At 39.9% G+C, this 17245-nt stretch carries 18 protein-coding genes; 15 read left to right on the top strand and 3 right to left on the bottom strand.

What is annotated here, in order from left to right; genetic code table 11:
- Positions 1-45 precede the first annotated feature (45 nt).
- The 7 genes from ACTQXY_RS02515 (at position 46) to ACTQXY_RS02485 (ending at position 4835) form a co-directional block, all read left to right on the top strand.
- Positions 46-213, top strand: coding sequence for a hypothetical protein (locus tag ACTQXY_RS02515; RefSeq protein WP_441658145.1), 168 nt, complete (start codon positions 46-48; stop codon positions 211-213).
- Positions 204-869, top strand: coding sequence for a stage V sporulation protein AA (locus ACTQXY_RS02510; RefSeq protein WP_441658144.1), 666 nt, complete (start codon positions 204-206; stop codon positions 867-869). The genes ACTQXY_RS02515 and ACTQXY_RS02510 overlap by 10 nt, the downstream gene beginning before the upstream one ends.
- On the top strand, positions 829-1245 hold the full coding sequence (locus ACTQXY_RS02505; RefSeq protein WP_441658143.1) for a stage V sporulation protein AB: 417 nt from the start codon (positions 829-831) through the stop codon (positions 1243-1245). Before ACTQXY_RS02510 ends, ACTQXY_RS02505 begins: the two co-directional genes overlap by 41 nt.
- A gap of 13 nt (positions 1246-1258) precedes the next feature.
- The gene (locus ACTQXY_RS02500) at positions 1259-1717 is read left to right on the top strand and encodes a SpoVA/SpoVAEb family sporulation membrane protein (RefSeq protein WP_441658142.1); all 459 of its coding nucleotides are present in this window, start codon (positions 1259-1261) and stop codon (positions 1715-1717) included.
- Positions 1717-2721 carry a stage V sporulation protein AD gene (locus ACTQXY_RS02495; RefSeq protein WP_441658189.1) on the top strand — a complete coding sequence of 335 codons (1005 nt, stop codon included), beginning with the start codon at positions 1717-1719 and terminating at the stop codon, positions 2719-2721. Before ACTQXY_RS02500 ends, ACTQXY_RS02495 begins: the two co-directional genes overlap by 1 nt.
- Positions 2722-2734: 13 nt before the next feature.
- On the top strand, positions 2735-3091 hold the full coding sequence (locus ACTQXY_RS02490; RefSeq protein WP_004614680.1) for a SpoVA/SpoVAEb family sporulation membrane protein: 357 nt from the start codon (positions 2735-2737) through the stop codon (positions 3089-3091).
- 103 nt (positions 3092-3194) lie between these two features.
- Positions 3195-4835, top strand: coding sequence for a Na/Pi cotransporter family protein (locus ACTQXY_RS02485; protein ID WP_441658141.1), 1641 nt, complete (start codon positions 3195-3197; stop codon positions 4833-4835).
- Between the two features lie 21 nt (positions 4836-4856).
- Here the strand turns inward: ACTQXY_RS02485 and ACTQXY_RS02480 are convergent, their stop codons facing one another.
- Complete coding sequence (locus ACTQXY_RS02480; RefSeq protein WP_441658140.1) at positions 4857-5798, bottom strand: PD-(D/E)XK nuclease family transposase; 942 nt, start codon at positions 5796-5798, stop codon at positions 4857-4859.
- Between the two features lie 242 nt (positions 5799-6040).
- On the opposite strand from ACTQXY_RS02480, the gene ACTQXY_RS02475 reads away from it, so the two are divergent.
- The 4 genes from ACTQXY_RS02475 (at position 6041) to ACTQXY_RS02460 (ending at position 11681) form a co-directional block, all read left to right on the top strand.
- Positions 6041-7963, top strand: coding sequence for a C69 family dipeptidase (locus tag ACTQXY_RS02475; RefSeq protein WP_441658139.1), 1923 nt, complete (start codon positions 6041-6043; stop codon positions 7961-7963).
- Positions 7964-8112: 149 nt separating this feature from the next.
- Positions 8113-8835: an ABC transporter ATP-binding protein gene (locus tag ACTQXY_RS02470; protein WP_004614673.1), complete on the top strand. Its 723-nt coding sequence runs from the start codon at positions 8113-8115 to the stop codon at positions 8833-8835.
- Positions 8822-10312, top strand: coding sequence for a COG1361 S-layer family protein (locus ACTQXY_RS02465; protein ID WP_441658138.1), 1491 nt, complete (start codon positions 8822-8824; stop codon positions 10310-10312). Before ACTQXY_RS02470 ends, ACTQXY_RS02465 begins: the two co-directional genes overlap by 14 nt.
- Positions 10281-11681 carry an FtsX-like permease family protein gene (locus ACTQXY_RS02460; protein ID WP_441658137.1) on the top strand — a complete coding sequence of 467 codons (1401 nt, stop codon included), beginning with the start codon at positions 10281-10283 and terminating at the stop codon, positions 11679-11681. Before ACTQXY_RS02465 ends, ACTQXY_RS02460 begins: the two co-directional genes overlap by 32 nt.
- Positions 11682-11739: 58 nt before the next feature.
- On the opposite strand, the gene ACTQXY_RS02455 is transcribed toward ACTQXY_RS02460, so the two are convergent.
- The gene (locus ACTQXY_RS02455) at positions 11740-12003 is read right to left on the bottom strand and encodes a hypothetical protein (protein ID WP_156558047.1); all 264 of its coding nucleotides are present in this window, start codon (positions 12001-12003) and stop codon (positions 11740-11742) included.
- Positions 12004-12157: 154 nt separating this feature from the next.
- Between ACTQXY_RS02455 and ACTQXY_RS02450 the strand changes: the two genes are divergently transcribed.
- Positions 12158-13222, top strand: coding sequence for a PTS sugar transporter subunit IIC (locus ACTQXY_RS02450; protein ID WP_441658136.1), 1065 nt, complete (start codon positions 12158-12160; stop codon positions 13220-13222).
- Positions 13223-13339: 117 nt separating this feature from the next.
- Positions 13340-14041 (top strand): GTP pyrophosphokinase, encoded by a 702-nt coding sequence (locus tag ACTQXY_RS02445; RefSeq protein WP_373206949.1) that lies wholly within the window; start codon positions 13340-13342, stop codon positions 14039-14041.
- Positions 14042-14077: 36 nt separating this feature from the next.
- On the opposite strand, the gene ACTQXY_RS02440 is transcribed toward ACTQXY_RS02445, so the two are convergent.
- Positions 14078-14968, bottom strand: a complete 891-nt coding sequence (locus ACTQXY_RS02440; protein ID WP_441658135.1) for a LysR substrate-binding domain-containing protein — start codon at positions 14966-14968, stop codon at positions 14078-14080.
- Positions 14969-15115: 147 nt separating this feature from the next.
- On the opposite strand from ACTQXY_RS02440, the gene ACTQXY_RS02435 reads away from it, so the two are divergent.
- Complete coding sequence (locus ACTQXY_RS02435) at positions 15116-16147, top strand: putative sulfate exporter family transporter (protein ID WP_441658134.1); 1032 nt, start codon at positions 15116-15118, stop codon at positions 16145-16147.
- 171 nt (positions 16148-16318) lie between these two features.
- Positions 16319-17227, top strand: coding sequence for a substrate-binding domain-containing protein (locus tag ACTQXY_RS02430; RefSeq protein WP_441658133.1), 909 nt, complete (start codon positions 16319-16321; stop codon positions 17225-17227).
- Positions 17228-17245: the final 18 nt, after the last annotated feature.

Raw genomic sequence — 17245 nt, 5'->3', positions numbered from 1 at the left:
GAAAAAATGACATAATAAAGTGCATATGAAGGGAAGGTGAAAATAATGGAAAAGGCAAGAAGGAGAATTCGCATCTGTTTGACATGCATTGTTCTTGCAGCGATTGGAATCGGACTGTTCTATTATTATTATGAAATAAAAGGAAATGGAACGGCAAATACAGGGACTTTGATTTCAAATGTTGAGATGGGGATAAAAAAATTATGGCAGTGACAAAGGATACCGTTTATATCAAGAGTGAACAGAATGTAGAAGTAAAAAAAAGAGAAGTGAGACTTGGGGATATTTTATCCTTGGAATGTGCCAATGAAAAGATTGCTGCTAGAATTAAAACGATTCTACTGTTAAAAATTCCAGATACCGGAAAGCACCGATATGTGGTATCAATACTGAAGATTATCGAGTGTATTCACAGAGAATATCCAAATCTGGATATTCAAAATTTGGGAGTGCCGGATATTATCATCACATACGAGGAACAGAAGGTGACAAATCCAATTGGACATTTCCTAAAGATTGTTGGGGTTGTGGCGGTCACATTTATCGGCGCTGGATTCTCCATTATGGCGTTTAATAACGATGTGGATGTCTCACGACTGTTTTCACAGATTTATGAGTTTTTTATGGGAAAACCCAAAGAAGGATTCAGTGTATTGGAATTGACGTATTGTGTGGGGCTCATTGTCGGAATTTTAGTATTTTTCAATCATTTCGGAGGGAAGAAATTTACGGTCGATCCGACTCCGATGGAGGTGGAAATGCGATTGTACGAGAATGATATCCAGACAACGTTGATTGAGAATTATTCCAGAAAGGAGCAGGAGATGGATGTGGGCAAGACAAGTCATTCTCGCAGTCATCGGACTTAGCTCTGGAATTGCGGTGGCAGGAGGACTATTTTCGTTTATCATTGGTCTGGGGGTGGTGTCTGATTTTGCAGACAGGACACACACAGGTGCAAATGTTATTTTATACGAAGAAATGATTGCGCTTGGAGGAATATTAGGGAATATTATGTATGTCTACCAAATCTGTATTCCGGGTGTACAGTTTCTGATTGGTCCAGTTGGACTTTGTGCAGGAATTTTTGTAGGGTGCTGGTCCATGGCACTGGCAGAAATTTTAAATATTTTTCCTATTTTTATCCGGCGCGTTAAATTGTTGCGAGGAGTGCCGTATATCATTTTAAGCATGGCCATCGGGAAGGGAATTGGCGCATTGCTGTTTTTCCTGAAAGGATGGTAGGAAAGGACAAAAAATGAAAAAAATGAGTGAACAGGCGTATGCAGCCTATGTGAAAGAAAAAACACCGGTACACAATGTCTATGCAAATATGGCGAAGGCGTTTGTGACGGGAGGAACTATCTGTCTGCTTGGGCAGGTGATTCTGAATTACTGTAAAAATACAGGAATGAAAGAAGAAATAGCGGGTTCATGGACATCGTTAGTTCTGGTGCTCATCAGTGTATTGCTGACCGGCTTTAATATTTATCCAAGTATTGCAAAATGGGGTGGTGCAGGAGCGCTTGTCCCAATCACGGGATTTGCCAATTCTGTGGCAGCACCAGCGATTGAGTATAAGAAAGAAGGACAGGTATTTGGAATCGGATGTAAGATTTTTACGATAGCAGGTCCTGTTATCTTATATGGGATACTGACTTCCTGGGTACTTGGATTGATTTACTATTTCTTAATGAAAGTGGGGATTGTACTATGATGACGAAAGGAAGCCAAAGCATAGCATTTCAGGAAGCACCATATATTATCAGCAGTGGTTCTGTTGTGGGAAAGAAAGAAGGGGAAGGTCCTTTGGGAAAATTATTTGATATGGTGGAGATGGAAAATCTGTTTGGAGAAGATACTTGGGAGGCAGCAGAGAGTACGATGCAGAAAGAGGCATGTCTTTTGGCAGTTGGAAAAGCAAATATTGCGTTGGAGAAAGTCAGATATCTGTTTGGAGGAGATTTACTGCGTCAGGGAATTGCGACATCTATGGGAGTGGAGGCACTTCAGATTCCGATGTTTGGACTTTATGGAGCCTGTTCAACATCAGGAGAGGCAATTGCATTGGGGGCGATGAGTGTGGCAGCGGGGTATGGCGAATATATGCTGGCTGTGACATCAAGTCATTTTGGAAGTGCAGAAAAAGAATTTCGTTTTCCGCTTGGGTATGCAAGTCAAAGACCGTTGTCAGCGCACTGGACAGTGACAGGGAGTGGGGCATTTTTAATCGGAAGGCAGAAAAGTCATGTGAGGGTAGCTGGTGTGACAGTCGGCAAGATTGTAGACTTTGGATTGAAGGATTCTCAGAACATGGGTGCATGTATGGCACCGGCAGCCTGTGATACGATTATACAGAACCTTCAGGATTTTGGAAGACAGGAGAGTGACTATGACCGTATTATTACAGGAGACCTTGGATATGTGGGACAAAGCATTCTTTTTGATCTGATAAGAAAGCAGGGGAAAGATATCAAATACAATCATGCAGACTGTGGGATGATGATTTTTGATCAGAAGACACAGGACACACATGCAGGAGGAAGTGGGTGCGGCTGTGCAGCGGTTACGCTTTCTGCGTATATTCTTCCAAAACTTGCAAGCGGAGAATGGAAGAGAGTGTTATTTGTGCCAACCGGGGCTTTGATGTCAACAGTTAGTTTTAATGAGGGAGAGAGCGTTCCTGGAATCGCGCATGGGATTGTGTTGGAACATTGTTAAAAAGGAGAAGGATATGGAGTATGTAAATGCATTTTGGATAGGAGGGCTTATCTGTGCCTTGATTCAGATTCTATTGGATCGGACAAAAATGATGCCTGGACGAGTGATGGTGCTGCTTGTGTGCGGCGGTGCTGTATTGGGATTCTTAAACATTTATGAGCCGTTTTTAAAATTTGCAGGGGCAGGTGCGAGTGTTCCGTTGCTTGGATTTGGCAATTTGCTATTTAAAGGTGTGAAAGAGGCAATCGGGAAAGAAGGATTTATCGGTATATTTATGGGAGGATTTACGGCAAGTGCAGTTGGAATTTCTGCGGCACTTATTTTTGGTTACCTCGCTTCGCTCATTTTCGACCCGAAAATGAAGAAATAGTTAAAAGAATGTCAAAAAAATGTAAAATTTTGTTGTTTTCTTCCGTAGATAATGTTATGGTAAAAATAGTGAGTTTATTGAGAGGATTTGAAGGAGGAAACCTATGAATTACACTAGCATTATTATCCCTTTCCTCGGCGGGCTTGGGATGTTTATCTATGGAATGCAGATTATGGCTCAAGGCTTAGAGAATGCAGCTGGGAATAAGATGAAATCGCTTCTTGAAGCATTGACAAAAAATAAGTTATTAGGAGTACTATTGGGAGCATTTATTACTGCTGTGATTCAAAGTTCGTCGGCGACGACTGTCATGGTTGTAGGTTTTGTGAATGCAGGAATTATGAACCTGACACAGGCAATGGGTGTTATCATGGGTGCGAATATCGGGACAACGGTAACAGGATGGCTTGTTTCCAGCGTGGAATGGGCAAAATTTTTGAGCCCGACAACACTGGCGCCGATTGCGATTATGATTGGTGTTGTGATTATGTTGACCGGAAAAAGAAGATCCACAAAGGATATTGCGAGTATTATCGTAGGATTTGGTCTTTTGTTTGTCGGTATTTCTACAATGTCAGGAGCAGTTGATCCGTTAAAAGAGTCAGAAGGATTTGTAAATCTTTTCGTGACTTTAGGAAAGAATCCTTTATTGGGAATTATAGCGGGAGCACTTGTTACAGCGATTATCCAGAGTTCATCAGCGTCTGTTGGTATTTTGCAGAGTCTTGCAGCAGCAGGGTTGGTTCCATTTAATGCGGCAATTTATATTATTATGGGACAGAACATTGGTACATGTGTAACTGCAATGTTGTCAAGTATGGGTGCGAAAAAGAATGCTAAGACAGCAGCACTTATGCATTTATTGTTTAATATCATTGGAACGATTATTTTTAGTGTGGTAGCAATTGTGTTTTTCAAAGTGGTCAATCCTGTTTGGGGACACGGTCAGATTACACAGACAGAGATTAGTACAGTACACACAATTTTTAATATTGCAACAACCGTAATGCTGTTCCCAGTATCCAATCTGATTATCAGACTTGCTAAGAAAATCAGTGGTGTGAAGGATGATGAAAGAGATGACAGTGTTGTTTCACTGGATGATAGAATGTTACAGACTCCTTCTCTTGCACTTCAAGCTACAGTCAGTGAAGTGGCACGCATGGGAGCGATTGTGAATGAGACTTTAGATGCGGCAAAACGCGTTCTTTTTACACTGAGTGAAGAAGATATTCATACATTGAAAGAAGATGAATCCAAAGTGGACAAACTGACTGCGGGAGTCACAGATTATGCGATCAAAATTACGGGACTTCAAATTGGAGAAAAAGAACATCAGCAAGTGGCACACCTACTTCAAATTGTTTCTGATATTGAACGTGTCAGTGATTACTGTGAAAATATCTCAGAATTTGCAGAGACGTTAAAAGAAAAGAAATTGTCGTTCTCTGAGACAGGGAAAGAAGAAATCAAAGAGATGATAGAAGTTTGTGCAGACAGCTACCGCTATGCATTAGAAGCTTTTGTGGAAAGCAGTCGGGACAAGGCGTTAAAGGTAATTGAGAAAGAGACGAAGGCAGATGATCTGGAAATTAAACTTCGTTCAAAACATATCAAACGTTTGACAAACAATCTGTGCAATACAGAGGCGGGAGTTGTATTCTTAGATACGATTATTTGCCTGGAGCGTATTTCAGACCATGCAAGAAATATTGCAGAAGAAGTATTGGAACAGATGGGATAAGAGTGGAAAAGCAGGTAGGAGCTACCTGCTTTTTTTAGTATGTTGATGCTCTAATTCTGCAATTTTTAAAAGAGCTTTTTGCAGTTCATCCTGTGTGGAGTACAGTTTATCCTGTGTGGAGTGTAGTTCATCCTGTGTGGAGTGCAGCTTATCCTGTGCGGATTGCAGTTCATCCTGTGTACTGTTTAGTTGAGTGTGTGCATCATTTAATTTGGATTCTGTATCTTGCAATTGTATTTTCTTTTGGTCTAGCTCATCTTGCATTTCATCAATCATATATAAGACAGTATTTCTGTCTAATTCTCGTAATTCTTTAGAAAACATCCCCATGACCTCCTCAATATTTCTACAGATATCGTAGATCTGTTCGTACATTGGCTTGAATTCAGGATATGTTTCGATAAGTTTTACAATCATTTCGGGATTATCCATACTTAAAAATACAAGCCATGCATCTAATTTGTTTTTGATATCTTTATTTTGCTGATTTTCTTTAAAGATGTCAAGAGGAATAAAAATATATTTTTGTAACAATTCCATCTGCAATCCAGTATTAGATTTTTGTTCAAAAAAATGAAGATAATTTTGAGGAAATTTATGAAATGTTTTTGGACTTTTTTCAAAGAAGACAATGGTGTAGACGTTTTTGATACTTTTATATGTAAATTTTCTTTTCTGCATTCCTTTTATTCTTTTATATTGCCGTAGAAGCAAGTCTGAGGAATAACAGGCACATCGTTCACCGGGGAACTGATACCCGATTTTTTGTATTTCAATGTTTGCGATACTGCCGTCTTCTAGTTCTACAACGATATCGGTGATAATAAGAGATGTTTCATCAGCGATGCGGGTAGTATCATTTGGCAGTACGGTTAGTGCTTTTACTTTCTGGTTTAGCAGTAAAGACAGTAGTTCTCCAATTCGTTTCGGCACTGCCTCTGGATTCAGTATTTCTTTAATCATAAAATCGTATAATACTTTGACTCCGGATATACCTGTACAGATATTCAGAAATTCTTCAAAATAACATACTTTTTAGGAAAAGTAAAGAAGTTTGAGCACATAAAAAGTGCATAAAACAGAATATGATGTGAATAAAAAAACATTAAAAGTGTATAAAATACAAAAAAGTGCTTGAAAAATAAAAAATAAGATGTATAATATAAGAGTAAAATGTATAGTTATACAAAAAGGAAATGAAGGGAATGGGGAAAATGATAAAGAAGAAACAAATAGCAGCACTGGTTTTGGCAGGCACAATGGCCATGGGGAGTTCTATGCAGGCATTTGCCTGTATGGGAGTATATGTAGGGAAAGAAGTTTCAGAGAATGGCTCATCCTATATTGGAAGATCAGAGGATATCGGAGCGGGACATACAAAAATATTTACGGTGCACCCAGCAGAAGACCATGAACCAGGAGCAATTTTTGAAGATGCATATGGATTTTCAATGCCATATCCAGAACACACATACCAATATACACTGGCAAAAGATTCACCACTGTTTGGAGAAGGAGAAGAGCCTTATGCAGAGGTTGGAATCAATGAAAATGAGGTTGCTATGACGGCCACTGTATCTACCTATTACAATGATAAGGCAAAAGCGGCAGATCCATTGGTGGATACCGGTATCTGTGAATTATCGATGGGATCGATTCTACTTGGACAGGCAAAAACAGCAAGAGACGGCGTGGAATTGTTAGGAGAGATTGTGGAAAAATACGGTTCGGGGGAATGTAACACGATTATGATCAGTGATCCAAATGAAGCGTGGTACATGGAAATTGTTTCCGGTCATCAATATGCAGCCATTAAGCTGCCGGAAGATCAGGTTGCGGCAATTCCGAATATGATGCTTCTTGGAACGGTTGATGTGACAGATACAGAAAATGTGATTGCATCTGAAGGATTGGTATCATTAGCGGAAGAAAATGGATTTTTAAAGACGGAAGATGGAATGATTCATGTCACACAGACATATGGTGCAGAAAACCCGGGAAAAGGTCAGCTGACACGTTTGTGGCAAGGGACATATTACTTGAACCATGAAAAAGGAGAGGGTTTAAGTATTGAGCCTTCAGAGGCTGGAGTTTATGGTCCGTATGATTTGTTGTTTACGCCAGATAAAAAATTTTCTACACAGGATATCATGAAGTTTCTGGCATACAGAGGAGAAGGAACAAAGATGGATTCCAATGTAAATGAGTCAATCTATGCAATCGGCAATAAGAATCAGGCAGAATGCCATATTTTGGAGATGCGTGACGGGATGTATCAGGGAATGTCAGGAGTAGAATGGCTTGCGATGTCAAGAGCAGAGTTTTCTTTATATCTTCCGTATTATGGAGCAATGCTGACAGAGACATGGGATGGATACCACAATGATGAGCTGACATCTGTAGAAGATTCTATGTTTTGGGTGTTCAATGACTTGAATGATCTGGCAGATGACAATCGAGAATTGTATGGGACAAATATTCGAAAATACTGGGATGCGTATCAGGCAGAATTGATTGAACAGCAAAAACAAGTTGATGTGGATATGCAGAAGTTATATGAAAAATCACCGGAACTTGCACAGGAAAAAGCAACAGAGATTGGAAAAGTAATTGCACAGGATGCATTTAACAGTGCAAAAAGTATTTTGACAGAATTAAAAGCGTTCAAAGAAAGTGGATCAACAGAAATGTTTGTACCATCTGTATTGACAGAGAATATAATGCCAAATTACACAGTTGCACGTGTGATGGATGAAGTTTCAACAGAAGCGTTGGAGGCGTTGATTGCCAAAGCGGAAGCTGTTCAGAAAGATATGTATACAGAAGCCAGTTATGCGACATTAGAAAAAGAACTGGAAAACGCAAAGACGGTATTAGCAGATGAATTTGCAGTTCAAGATGAGATTGATGCAGCGACAAAACAGCTTGACAGTGCATTACAAGGCTTGGAAAAAATACAGGCAGCGGTACCACAATCAGAGAAGGAACCGGTATCGGAAGAGAAAACGACTCCAACACAGCCTTCACCAAAAACAGTAGATGCTACTCCATTGATGTGGCTGTTGGCTGTAGCGGCAGGAAGTTCGTTGGTAAGTGTGAACGTTTGGAAACGAAGAGAAGAAAAATAAAGTCAAGAGAAAAGAGCTTTTAGAGGCTCTTTTTTCTTGCTTAAAAGCACTTATTTTATAGGTTAAGGAAAACTTAAGATTTCCTATATAATATTCAGAAAATCCTTTGGTATAGTAAAATTAAGAAAAAAACAGGAAGGAGAGTATCTGTGGGGAAAATTATAGAAGTGAAGAATTTGTTTAAGCTCTATCGTGTCGGGGACAGTGTTGTGCATGCTTTGAATGGAGTGAATTTTTCAATCAACGAAGGAGAGTTCTGTGCGATTGTAGGGACTTCGGGATCGGGGAAATCAACGTTGTTAAATATGCTTGCCGGATTGGAAAAACCGACAAAAGGAGAAGTGATCATCAACGGCGAGCACATGGAGAAGCTGAAGGAAGATCAGCTTGTCAGCTTTAGACGTGATCATGTTGGATTTATTTTTCAGTCTTTTCATCTGATCGGGACGATGAATGCGGTGGAAAATGTGGCATTGCCCTTGAGCTTTCGCGGAGAGAAAAAAGAAAGCCGACTAAAAAAAGCAGATAAGATGCTGGATCTGGTCAATTTAAAAAAGCATAAAAAGCATTTGCCGAATCAGATGTCGGGAGGGCAGCAGCAGCGAGTCGGAGTTGCAAGGGCACTAGTTGTTGATCCAAAGATTATATTTGCGGATGAGCCGACAGGAAATCTGGATTCGCATACATCCAAAGAGGTGATGGAACTGATGCAGAAGGTGGTAAGGGAGCAGAAAAAGACGCTTGTTATGGTTACACATGACAATCATCTGGCTTCGTATGCCGATCGAATTTTCCATATTATTGATGGAGAGATTGTAAAGATAGAAGACAACCGTACAAAGGGAGAGGAGAAAGAAGATGAGAAAGATTAAGAAAATAATGATGGTTGCCATGAGTATGATTCTGGTGGCAGGGATGGTGATGCCACTGCACGCAGCAGGAAAAGTGACCGTAAAGGCGAGTGGAACTGCGACACCGGCTTATCAGTATGGACAAGAAAAAGAGTTAAAGCTTACGATTACAAACGGCACAGATGCAGCAATTGAAAATGTAGTGGTAGCTCCGCAGGTGAGGGCAAATATTGAGAAGTGGCCGTTTGAAATTGAAAATGTATCCTATGAACAGAAAGTGGATAAGATCGAAGCAGGAAAATCTTATGAGATCACATATGATGTGAAAGCAAGGGAAGATGTGGCATCAAAATATTATAATGTAAAATTCAATGTCATTTACGATGGATTGGAAAATGCATTTGAGCAGAGTGTATTTGTAAAAATGACAGCTAAGCCGGAAGAGAAGCCACAGGAAAAACCAGAAGAAAAACCACAGACAGATTCACAACCGCAGCAGCCTTCGGGGGATACAGGTGTCTACAACAGTGAACCGATGATGTATACTGGAGGAGATAGTGCAGGCGGCGGATCAGCAACAACATCGACATCTGTTCCGAGAGTAATTGTCACAGGATTTTCAACAGATCCGGCAGAAGTAAAGGCGGGAAGTAATTTTAAACTGATTGTACATTTGAAAAATACATCCAAGACAACAGCGGTAAAAAATATGCTGTTTGACTTTAACGCACCGACAGAAGGACAGGATGCAAACACTGCATCTCCGGCGTTCCTTCCGGCGTCCGGTTCTAGCACTGTATATCTGGATGGCATCGGAGCAAATGGGACAAAAGATATTTCGATTGATATGAATGCAAAATCAGATCTGGTACAGAAACCATATAGTGTCGAGATGTCTATGAAGTATGAAGATGGAAGCGGAACACAATTTGAAAGTACATCAAGTATCTCAGTTCCGGTTAAGCAGGATGCAAGATTTGAATTCAGTGAATTTGAGCTGAGTGGAGAGACTGTGGAAGTTGGAAGCGAAGTTAATGTCATGTGCAGCCTGTATAACATGGGAAGAATTAAATTGTATAACGTAAAAGCAAAATTTGAGGGTGAAGGAATCAAATCCAAAGAGATTTTTGTCGGAAATGTAGAATCCGGAGCGACAGCTTCAATTGATGGTATGATAACCGGAGAGTCAGAGACAACAGGTGATGGTAAAGTTAAGATGGTTGTTACTTATGAAGATGAGTCGGGAGCAGTATTTACAACTGAAAAAGAACTGACACTTTTAGTGACAGCACCGATGACAGATGACATGATGATGAATGAAAGTGAAATGGTTGAGCAAGAAAAAGCGTTTCCGATTATTCCGGTGATTGTCGGAGTAATTATCATCGGAGTGATTGTTGTAGTTGTAATTGTGAAGAAGAAAAAAGAGAAAAAGAGAAGAGCAGAAGAGGAGGAGATTTTAGAGGATGAGCTTAATAGACTTACTGAGAATGAGTAGTGGAAATCTGAAACGCAGAAAGCTTCGAACCTTTTTAACCGTTCTAGGGGTTGTGATTGGGACAGCTTCCATTGTTGTTATGATTTCTCTCGGACTTGGTCTTCAGCAGTCTACCTATAAAGAAATAGAAAAATCTGGTGGTTTGACGACCATTCAGGTGACAGGAAAAGGCGGGCAGGGTGGCATGATGGTAGATTCCGGAGAGGAATCGAAAGAATATATCACAGATGATGTGATTGAAAAATTGAAAAAGTTAGAAAATGTAGAATTTGTAAGTCCTGTTTTAGAAGTATCGGCAATTGCGTTAAAGGGCAATTATGAAGGATTTTTGACGTTGCAGGGAATGTCCCATGAGGCATTGGAAAAAATGAACATTCCATTGAAAGAGGGGGGAAATTTACCGGCTGAAAATGGAAGCTCATTAGATCTGGTGATGGGAAACATGGTAATCACGAATTTCAGCAATAAATCAGGAGGCAGTGGTTATTGGGATACCGGAGAACTTCCGGATATTGATTTCGCCAAGGATTCTCTGTTTTTGATCTTGGATACAGATGCCTATTACCAGAGCCAGTCGGGAAGTGGTTTTGGTAATGTGGAAAATGGAGGAGAGACAGCAACGAAGACACCAAAGACAGCAAAAAAATATGTTGTAAAAGCGTCCGGTGTCGTGGAAGGAACCGTTGATGAATACAATGCATATTCTTACTCAACTTATTGTGATATCGAGACACTGAAAACCATTTTGAAAAAAGAATTTCGGGGAAGAGTGATTCCGGGGCAACCGTCCACGAGCAGCGGGAAACCTTACAGTTATTTTACGTATAGTTCAGCACAGGTAAAAGTGGATAATCTTGACAATGTAGAATCTGTTTCCAATGAAATTAGGACACTGGGATTTCAGACATACAGCAATGCAGAGTATCTGGAAAGTATGCAGAAACAGTTTGCAATGATACAGGCGGTTCTCGGCGGAATCGGTGCGGTATCCCTTCTTGTTGCTGCGATTGGTATTGCAAACACGATGATGATGTCGATTTATGAAAGAACGAAAGAAATCGGTGTTATTAAAGTGTTAGGCTGCAGTCTGAAAAATATTCGGCAGATGTTTCTGCTGGAAGCCGGATTTATCGGACTGATCGGGGGCGTGATCGGAAATATTTTAAGTCTTATGATGTCATTCGTGGTCAATAAAGTGGTTGGAAGCATGGGAACTGAGATGGGGATGACAGATGGAATTTCTTACATTCCACCTTGGCTTGTGCTGATTTCACTTGCATTTGCGATTCTTGTGGGAATGGCGGCAGGATACTTCCCGGCACGGCGCGCAATGAAATTAAGCCCGCTTGCAGCAATTCGAAATGAATAGCAATTTGAAAAATGATAATTGGGGATGTGGCTTTTGAGAAGCTCACATCCCTCATTTGTTACTCTTCAATGATATGAATTTCCAGATAGTCAAAATCAATGGAATCTACGAAATTGTCCTGATAAAAGCGTGCTTTGTCATGTTTTTTGAATTCGGCAATCGTAGAATCCAGCCAAATCGGTTTACTTAAATCAAACTGGTAACAAATCTCATCCAGCGCATGAAAAATCTTGTGCGTTCTTGTATCGTCTGTATCATCACAGATGACAGTATCTTTTAACATTCGATTATCTTTAAATATTTTTCCCCATAAACGAAACATGGTTGTCATCCTTTCTATATTTGTTCGTATGCATCATTATACAATACTTTGCAATTGATTTTCAATATAGACATGCTTGACTTTTTATAGGTAGATATGGTAGACTTTGCTAGTGACAAGACACATGTAAAATAAAATGTAATGGGAGCGTAGAATGGAAAAATTAAAGAAATTATTAGATCGTATTTTTATTGATGGATTAACAGGAATGGCACAAGGACTTTTTGCAACATTGATCGTCGGCACGATTATTCAGCAGATTGGAAGTTTGATTGGCGGGAATGTCGGGGATATGATTTTTGTACTTGGAAAGATGGCAGCTGCGTTTACGGGGGCAGGAATTGGTGTAGGTGTTGCCTATCGCTTTAAGGAAAGTCCGCTTGTTGTGCTGTCAGTAGCGACTGCCGGAATGGTGGGCGCATTTGCGGCAAAACTGCTCGCGGGAAGTGTTCTTGTAGATGGTGCCATGGTATTTTCAGGACCGGGAGAACCGTTGGGAGCATTTCTTGCAGCTTATGTAGGGATTGAATTCGGACATCTTGTCTCAGGAAAAACAAAGGTGGATATTTTGGTTACTCCGATTGTAACGATTACAGCCGGATCGGCGGTAGGTCTTTTAGTTGGACCTCCGATTTCTGAATTTATGACAGCGCTTGGAGCATTGATTAATTGGGGAACAGAGCAGCAGCCGTTTTTGATGGGAATTATTGTCTCGGTTTTGATGGGAATGATTCTGACACTTCCGATTAGTTCCGCGGCACTTGGGATTATTTTGAATCTTTCCGGTCTTGCGGCAGGAGCTGCAACAATTGGATGCTGCTGTAATATGGTTGGATTTGCAGTTGCAAGCTATCGAGAAAATAAAATCGGGGGACTATTAGCACAAGGAATCGGAACATCGATGCTTCAGGTGCCAAATATTGTGAGAAAGCCAATTATCTGGGTTCCTGCAATTTTATCAAGTGCTATCTTAGGACCTGTCGGAACGATGATTCTGCACATGACAAGCAATGCAACAGGTTCTGGAATGGGAACAGCAGGACTTGTCGGACAGATTATGACATGGCAGACGATGACGGCAGTGGAGCCGCCGATGGTTGTGCTTGTGAAAATTATAGTGATACAAATTGCCCTTCCAGCTGTTGTGACACTGCTCATTTCAGAATTTATGAGAAAGAAAAAATGGATTCAGTATGGCGATATGAAACTAGAATTATAAAGGCTGATGAAGAGAAACTTTCTAAAAAAAGCATGAAGTTTATGACAGTCTCTTTGGATTATGGTATACTATTGTAGTAATAATTACTCTTCGAGTAAGATAGGGGAGAAGAACTTGATGTTAGATGCAATTAAAAGTTATGAAGATGTTGATAGTTGGAAAACAGTTATGTTTTTGTACAATTCAGCATTGAAAGAAGTGGGCACAAAATTAGAGATTTTGAATGATGAATTTCAGCATGTGCATCAGTATAATCCAATAGAACATATTAAAACGAGAATTAAGACGGCAGAGAGCATTGTCAAAAAATTAAAGAGATACGGATACGAGGCAACGATTGAGAATATGGTAAAATATGTGAACGATATTGCAGGAGTGAGATTGATTTGTTCGTTTACTTCCGATATTTACAGACTTGCGGAGATGATTGGGAATCAAAGCGATTTGAAAGTGCTTTCCATCAAGGATTACATTAAGAATCCAAAAGAAAGTGGATATAAAAGTTATCATATGCTTGTGGCAGTTCCCATTTTCCTGTCAGATAGCGTTGTGAATACAAAAGTTGAGATTCAGATACGTACGATTGCGATGGATTTTTGGGCTAGTTTAGAACATAAGATTTACTATAAGTTTGAGGGAAAAGCGCCGGCTTATATCAGCAGAGATTTAAGAGAATGTGCGGAGATGGTATCTGCGTTGGATGAAAAGATGTTGTCTTTGAACGAAGCAATTTTAGAATGTCTCATGCAGCAGAAGAATGGACGAGAAGAGGAAAGACAGGAAGAATTTGATGAAAATAATATTCAATTTGGATTATAGAGGATAGGGGTGCCAAATGGCACTCCTTTTTTGGTGTCATGGAAGGATAGAAGATTGTAATTCATTAAAGATTACTTCATATTCCTGTGAAAAGACACTGTCTTTATTCCAAAGAAATGTAAAATCATGCATGACCATAAAGTCAGAGAGTGGAATTTGTCTCAGGCGACCATCGTTTATTTCCTGTTCAACAGCTGATTTGTACAGGAATGAGATGCCACAGTCCTGACAAAGCAGGCTGACGATAGCGTGGATGTTTTCAATTTCCACAATATGAGGGAAATTCTGAATCGACATATTTTTGAGAGCAAGTGTTTTCGTCAGGATTGCTCTTGTGCCGGAGCCGTGCTCCCGAATCAAAAGACGTTCAGAGGTTAAGTCTTTCAGACAGTGAACAGGTTTTTGAAACACATGGTTTTTGGAAGCCACAGCAATATATTCTTCTGTCTTAAAAATACGGGTCTCGTAATTATCGGATTTAAAATACCCTTCCACTATGGCGAAATCAATGCTTCCCTCGTATAAAAAAGAGAGTAGTGTTTGCGTATTGGCGTAACGAACGTGAATATCGGTGTCGGGGTGCTTTTTGATGAATGCAGAAAGGGAAGGGACTATGGCATATTCGCCAATTGTCATTGTGACACCAAAAGTCAGGATCTTTTTTCCACAGAGACTTTCTTTCATGCGTATCTTCATAGTGTTCTCATCATTTCGCATCGTCTCTAAAGCAGAGCGAAGAATTTCACCCGCAGGAGTCAGTGTTAGTTTTTTCTTATCACGCAAAAACAATGGTGCATCATATTCTTTTTCCAGATATTTGATGTGTTGTGAAACAGCAGGCTGAGTCAGATTCAAATCATGAGCGGCATGTGTAAAATTCATATATTCACAGACCTTTAAAAATGTTTCCATTCGAAAATCAAGCATAGTTTCTCCTTTTAATATGGTAATAATTTTTATAATCATAACAAATATTTATGATTATATCAATATATATAATTTTACAAAATGATAATAATCCTGTATAGTGTAGCTGTAAAATGAAACTGTGCGGAAATGTAGAGGGAGGTTACTATGAATTTTATATCTAAAAACTGGAAAGGACTTTTGTTGTGTCTGGCATTGGCAGTACCGGCAAGTCTGCTTGGAAAACAATTTCCGATTATAGGAGGTCCTGTATTTGCGATTCTTGGAGGAATGATTTTTGCTCCGCTTGTAAAAAAGAAAGAGTCCTTTGCATCAGGAATTAAGTATACATCGAAAAAGATTTTACAATATGCAGTTGTGTTATTAGGATTTGGAATGAATCTAAAAGTTGTGATGGAGACCGGAAAACAGTCTTTGCCGATCATACTCTGTACGATTACGGTATCATTGGTGATTGCATATGTACTTCACCGTGTACTTCGCATACCAGCGAAGATTTCAACATTGGTTGGAGTTGGCTCTTCCATCTGTGGAGGTTCTGCGATTGCAGCCACGGCACCTGTCATTGATGCAGATGAAGAAGAAGTGGCGCAGGCGATTTCCGTTATCTTTCTCTTTAATATCTTGGCGGCATTAATTTTCCCAGCACTTGGAGGTGCACTTGGTTTTTCTACCACATCCGGAGAAGCGTTCGGTGTATTTGCGGGAACGGCGGTAAATGATACATCTTCTGTTACAGCAGCAGCATCTACATGGGACAGCCTTTATAATTTGGGAAGCCAGACACTTGATAAGGCAGTGACTGTAAAGCTGACGAGAACTTTAGCAATTATTCCGATTACACTTGTACTTGCATTTATAAGGGCGAGAAAAGCAGAGGAGAAAGAAGGAGATAAAGTGTCCCTGAAACAGGTATTTCCGTTCTTTATTTTATTCTTTATCGGAGCGAGTGTGATTACGACAATCGCTACAGCAGTGGGAGTACCGGCAGAAGTATTTGTGCCGCTTAAAGATTTGTCTAAATTCTTTATTGTTATGGCGATGGGGGCAATTGGATTCAATACAGACGTTGTAAAGTTAATAAAAAGCGGGGGATGCCCGATTCTTCTTGGAATGTCATGCTGGCTTGGAATTACAATCGTAAGTCTTGGAATGCAGCATGTAATGCATATATGGTAAAATGTTTGATAGGTTGGAAAATCGTTTGATTTTCCAACCTGTTTTTGTAAAATTATTTTACATAGATTTAACATTACTTGCGTTTTAGATTTAACAGAGGTTCGATATGATATGACCTGTGAAGAAGTTAAGGAATAAAAAATCTTTTACTGAAAAAGGAGAAATGTAAAAATGAAAATGAAAAAGTTTTTAGCGTTAACAGCAACAGTAGCAATGGTAGCCTCAATGGCAGTTGGATGTGGAAACTCAGGTGATTCAGATAAAACAGATGGAAAAGCAGAGACAGAATTTGATGCGGCAAATGATATCTCGGTTGTTTCGAGAGAAGATGGTTCGGGAACAAGAGGTGCTTTTATCGAGTTGTTCGGAATTGAAGAAAAAGACGCTTCAGGAGAAAAAGTAGATAACACAACAGAGGAGGCTAACATTACAAATAGTACATCCGTTATGTTATCAACAGTGGCGGACAATGAGTATGCAATCGGATATGTTTCACTTGGTTCTTTAAATGACACTGTAAAAGCATTGAAAGTAGATGGGGCAGAGCCGACAGAAGAAAACATCAAATCTGGCGAATACAAAGTGGCAAGACCGTTTAATATCGCAACAAAAGGTGATGTAAGCGAGGTGGCTCAGGACTTTATCAATTTTATCTTGAGCACGGAAGGTCAGGCAGTTGTGTCAGAAAGCGGATATATTGCTTTGGATAACGTTCAGGCATATGCAGGAAGCAAATCGGCAGGTAAAGTATCCATCGCAGGTTCATCTTCTATCACGCCGGTTATGGAAAAATTAAAAGAAGCATATTTAAAAGTAAATCCATCAGCAGAGATTGAAATTCAGGAAAGTGATTCTACAACAGGTATGACATCTGTAGCAGACGGTATCTGCGACATCGGAATGGCATCCAGAGAAGTGAAAGAGGAAGAGCTTGCAAAAGGCTTGAAAGCAACTGTAATCGCAACAGATGGTATCGCAGTGATTGTCAACAAAGCAAACACATTGGATGACATTACAAGTGATCAGGTAAAATCAATCTATGTTGGTGATGCACTTTCATGGGATGAAATTATAAAATAAGTAGAGGAAACGAAAGAC

The organism is Faecalimonas sp. LCP19S3_D12 (genome assembly GCF_052121495.1).
Classification (GTDB): domain Bacteria; phylum Bacillota; class Clostridia; order Lachnospirales; family Lachnospiraceae; genus Faecalimonas.
The sequence above is the reverse complement of the archived record's forward strand: the minus strand, read 5'-3'. Positions and strand labels throughout refer to the sequence as shown.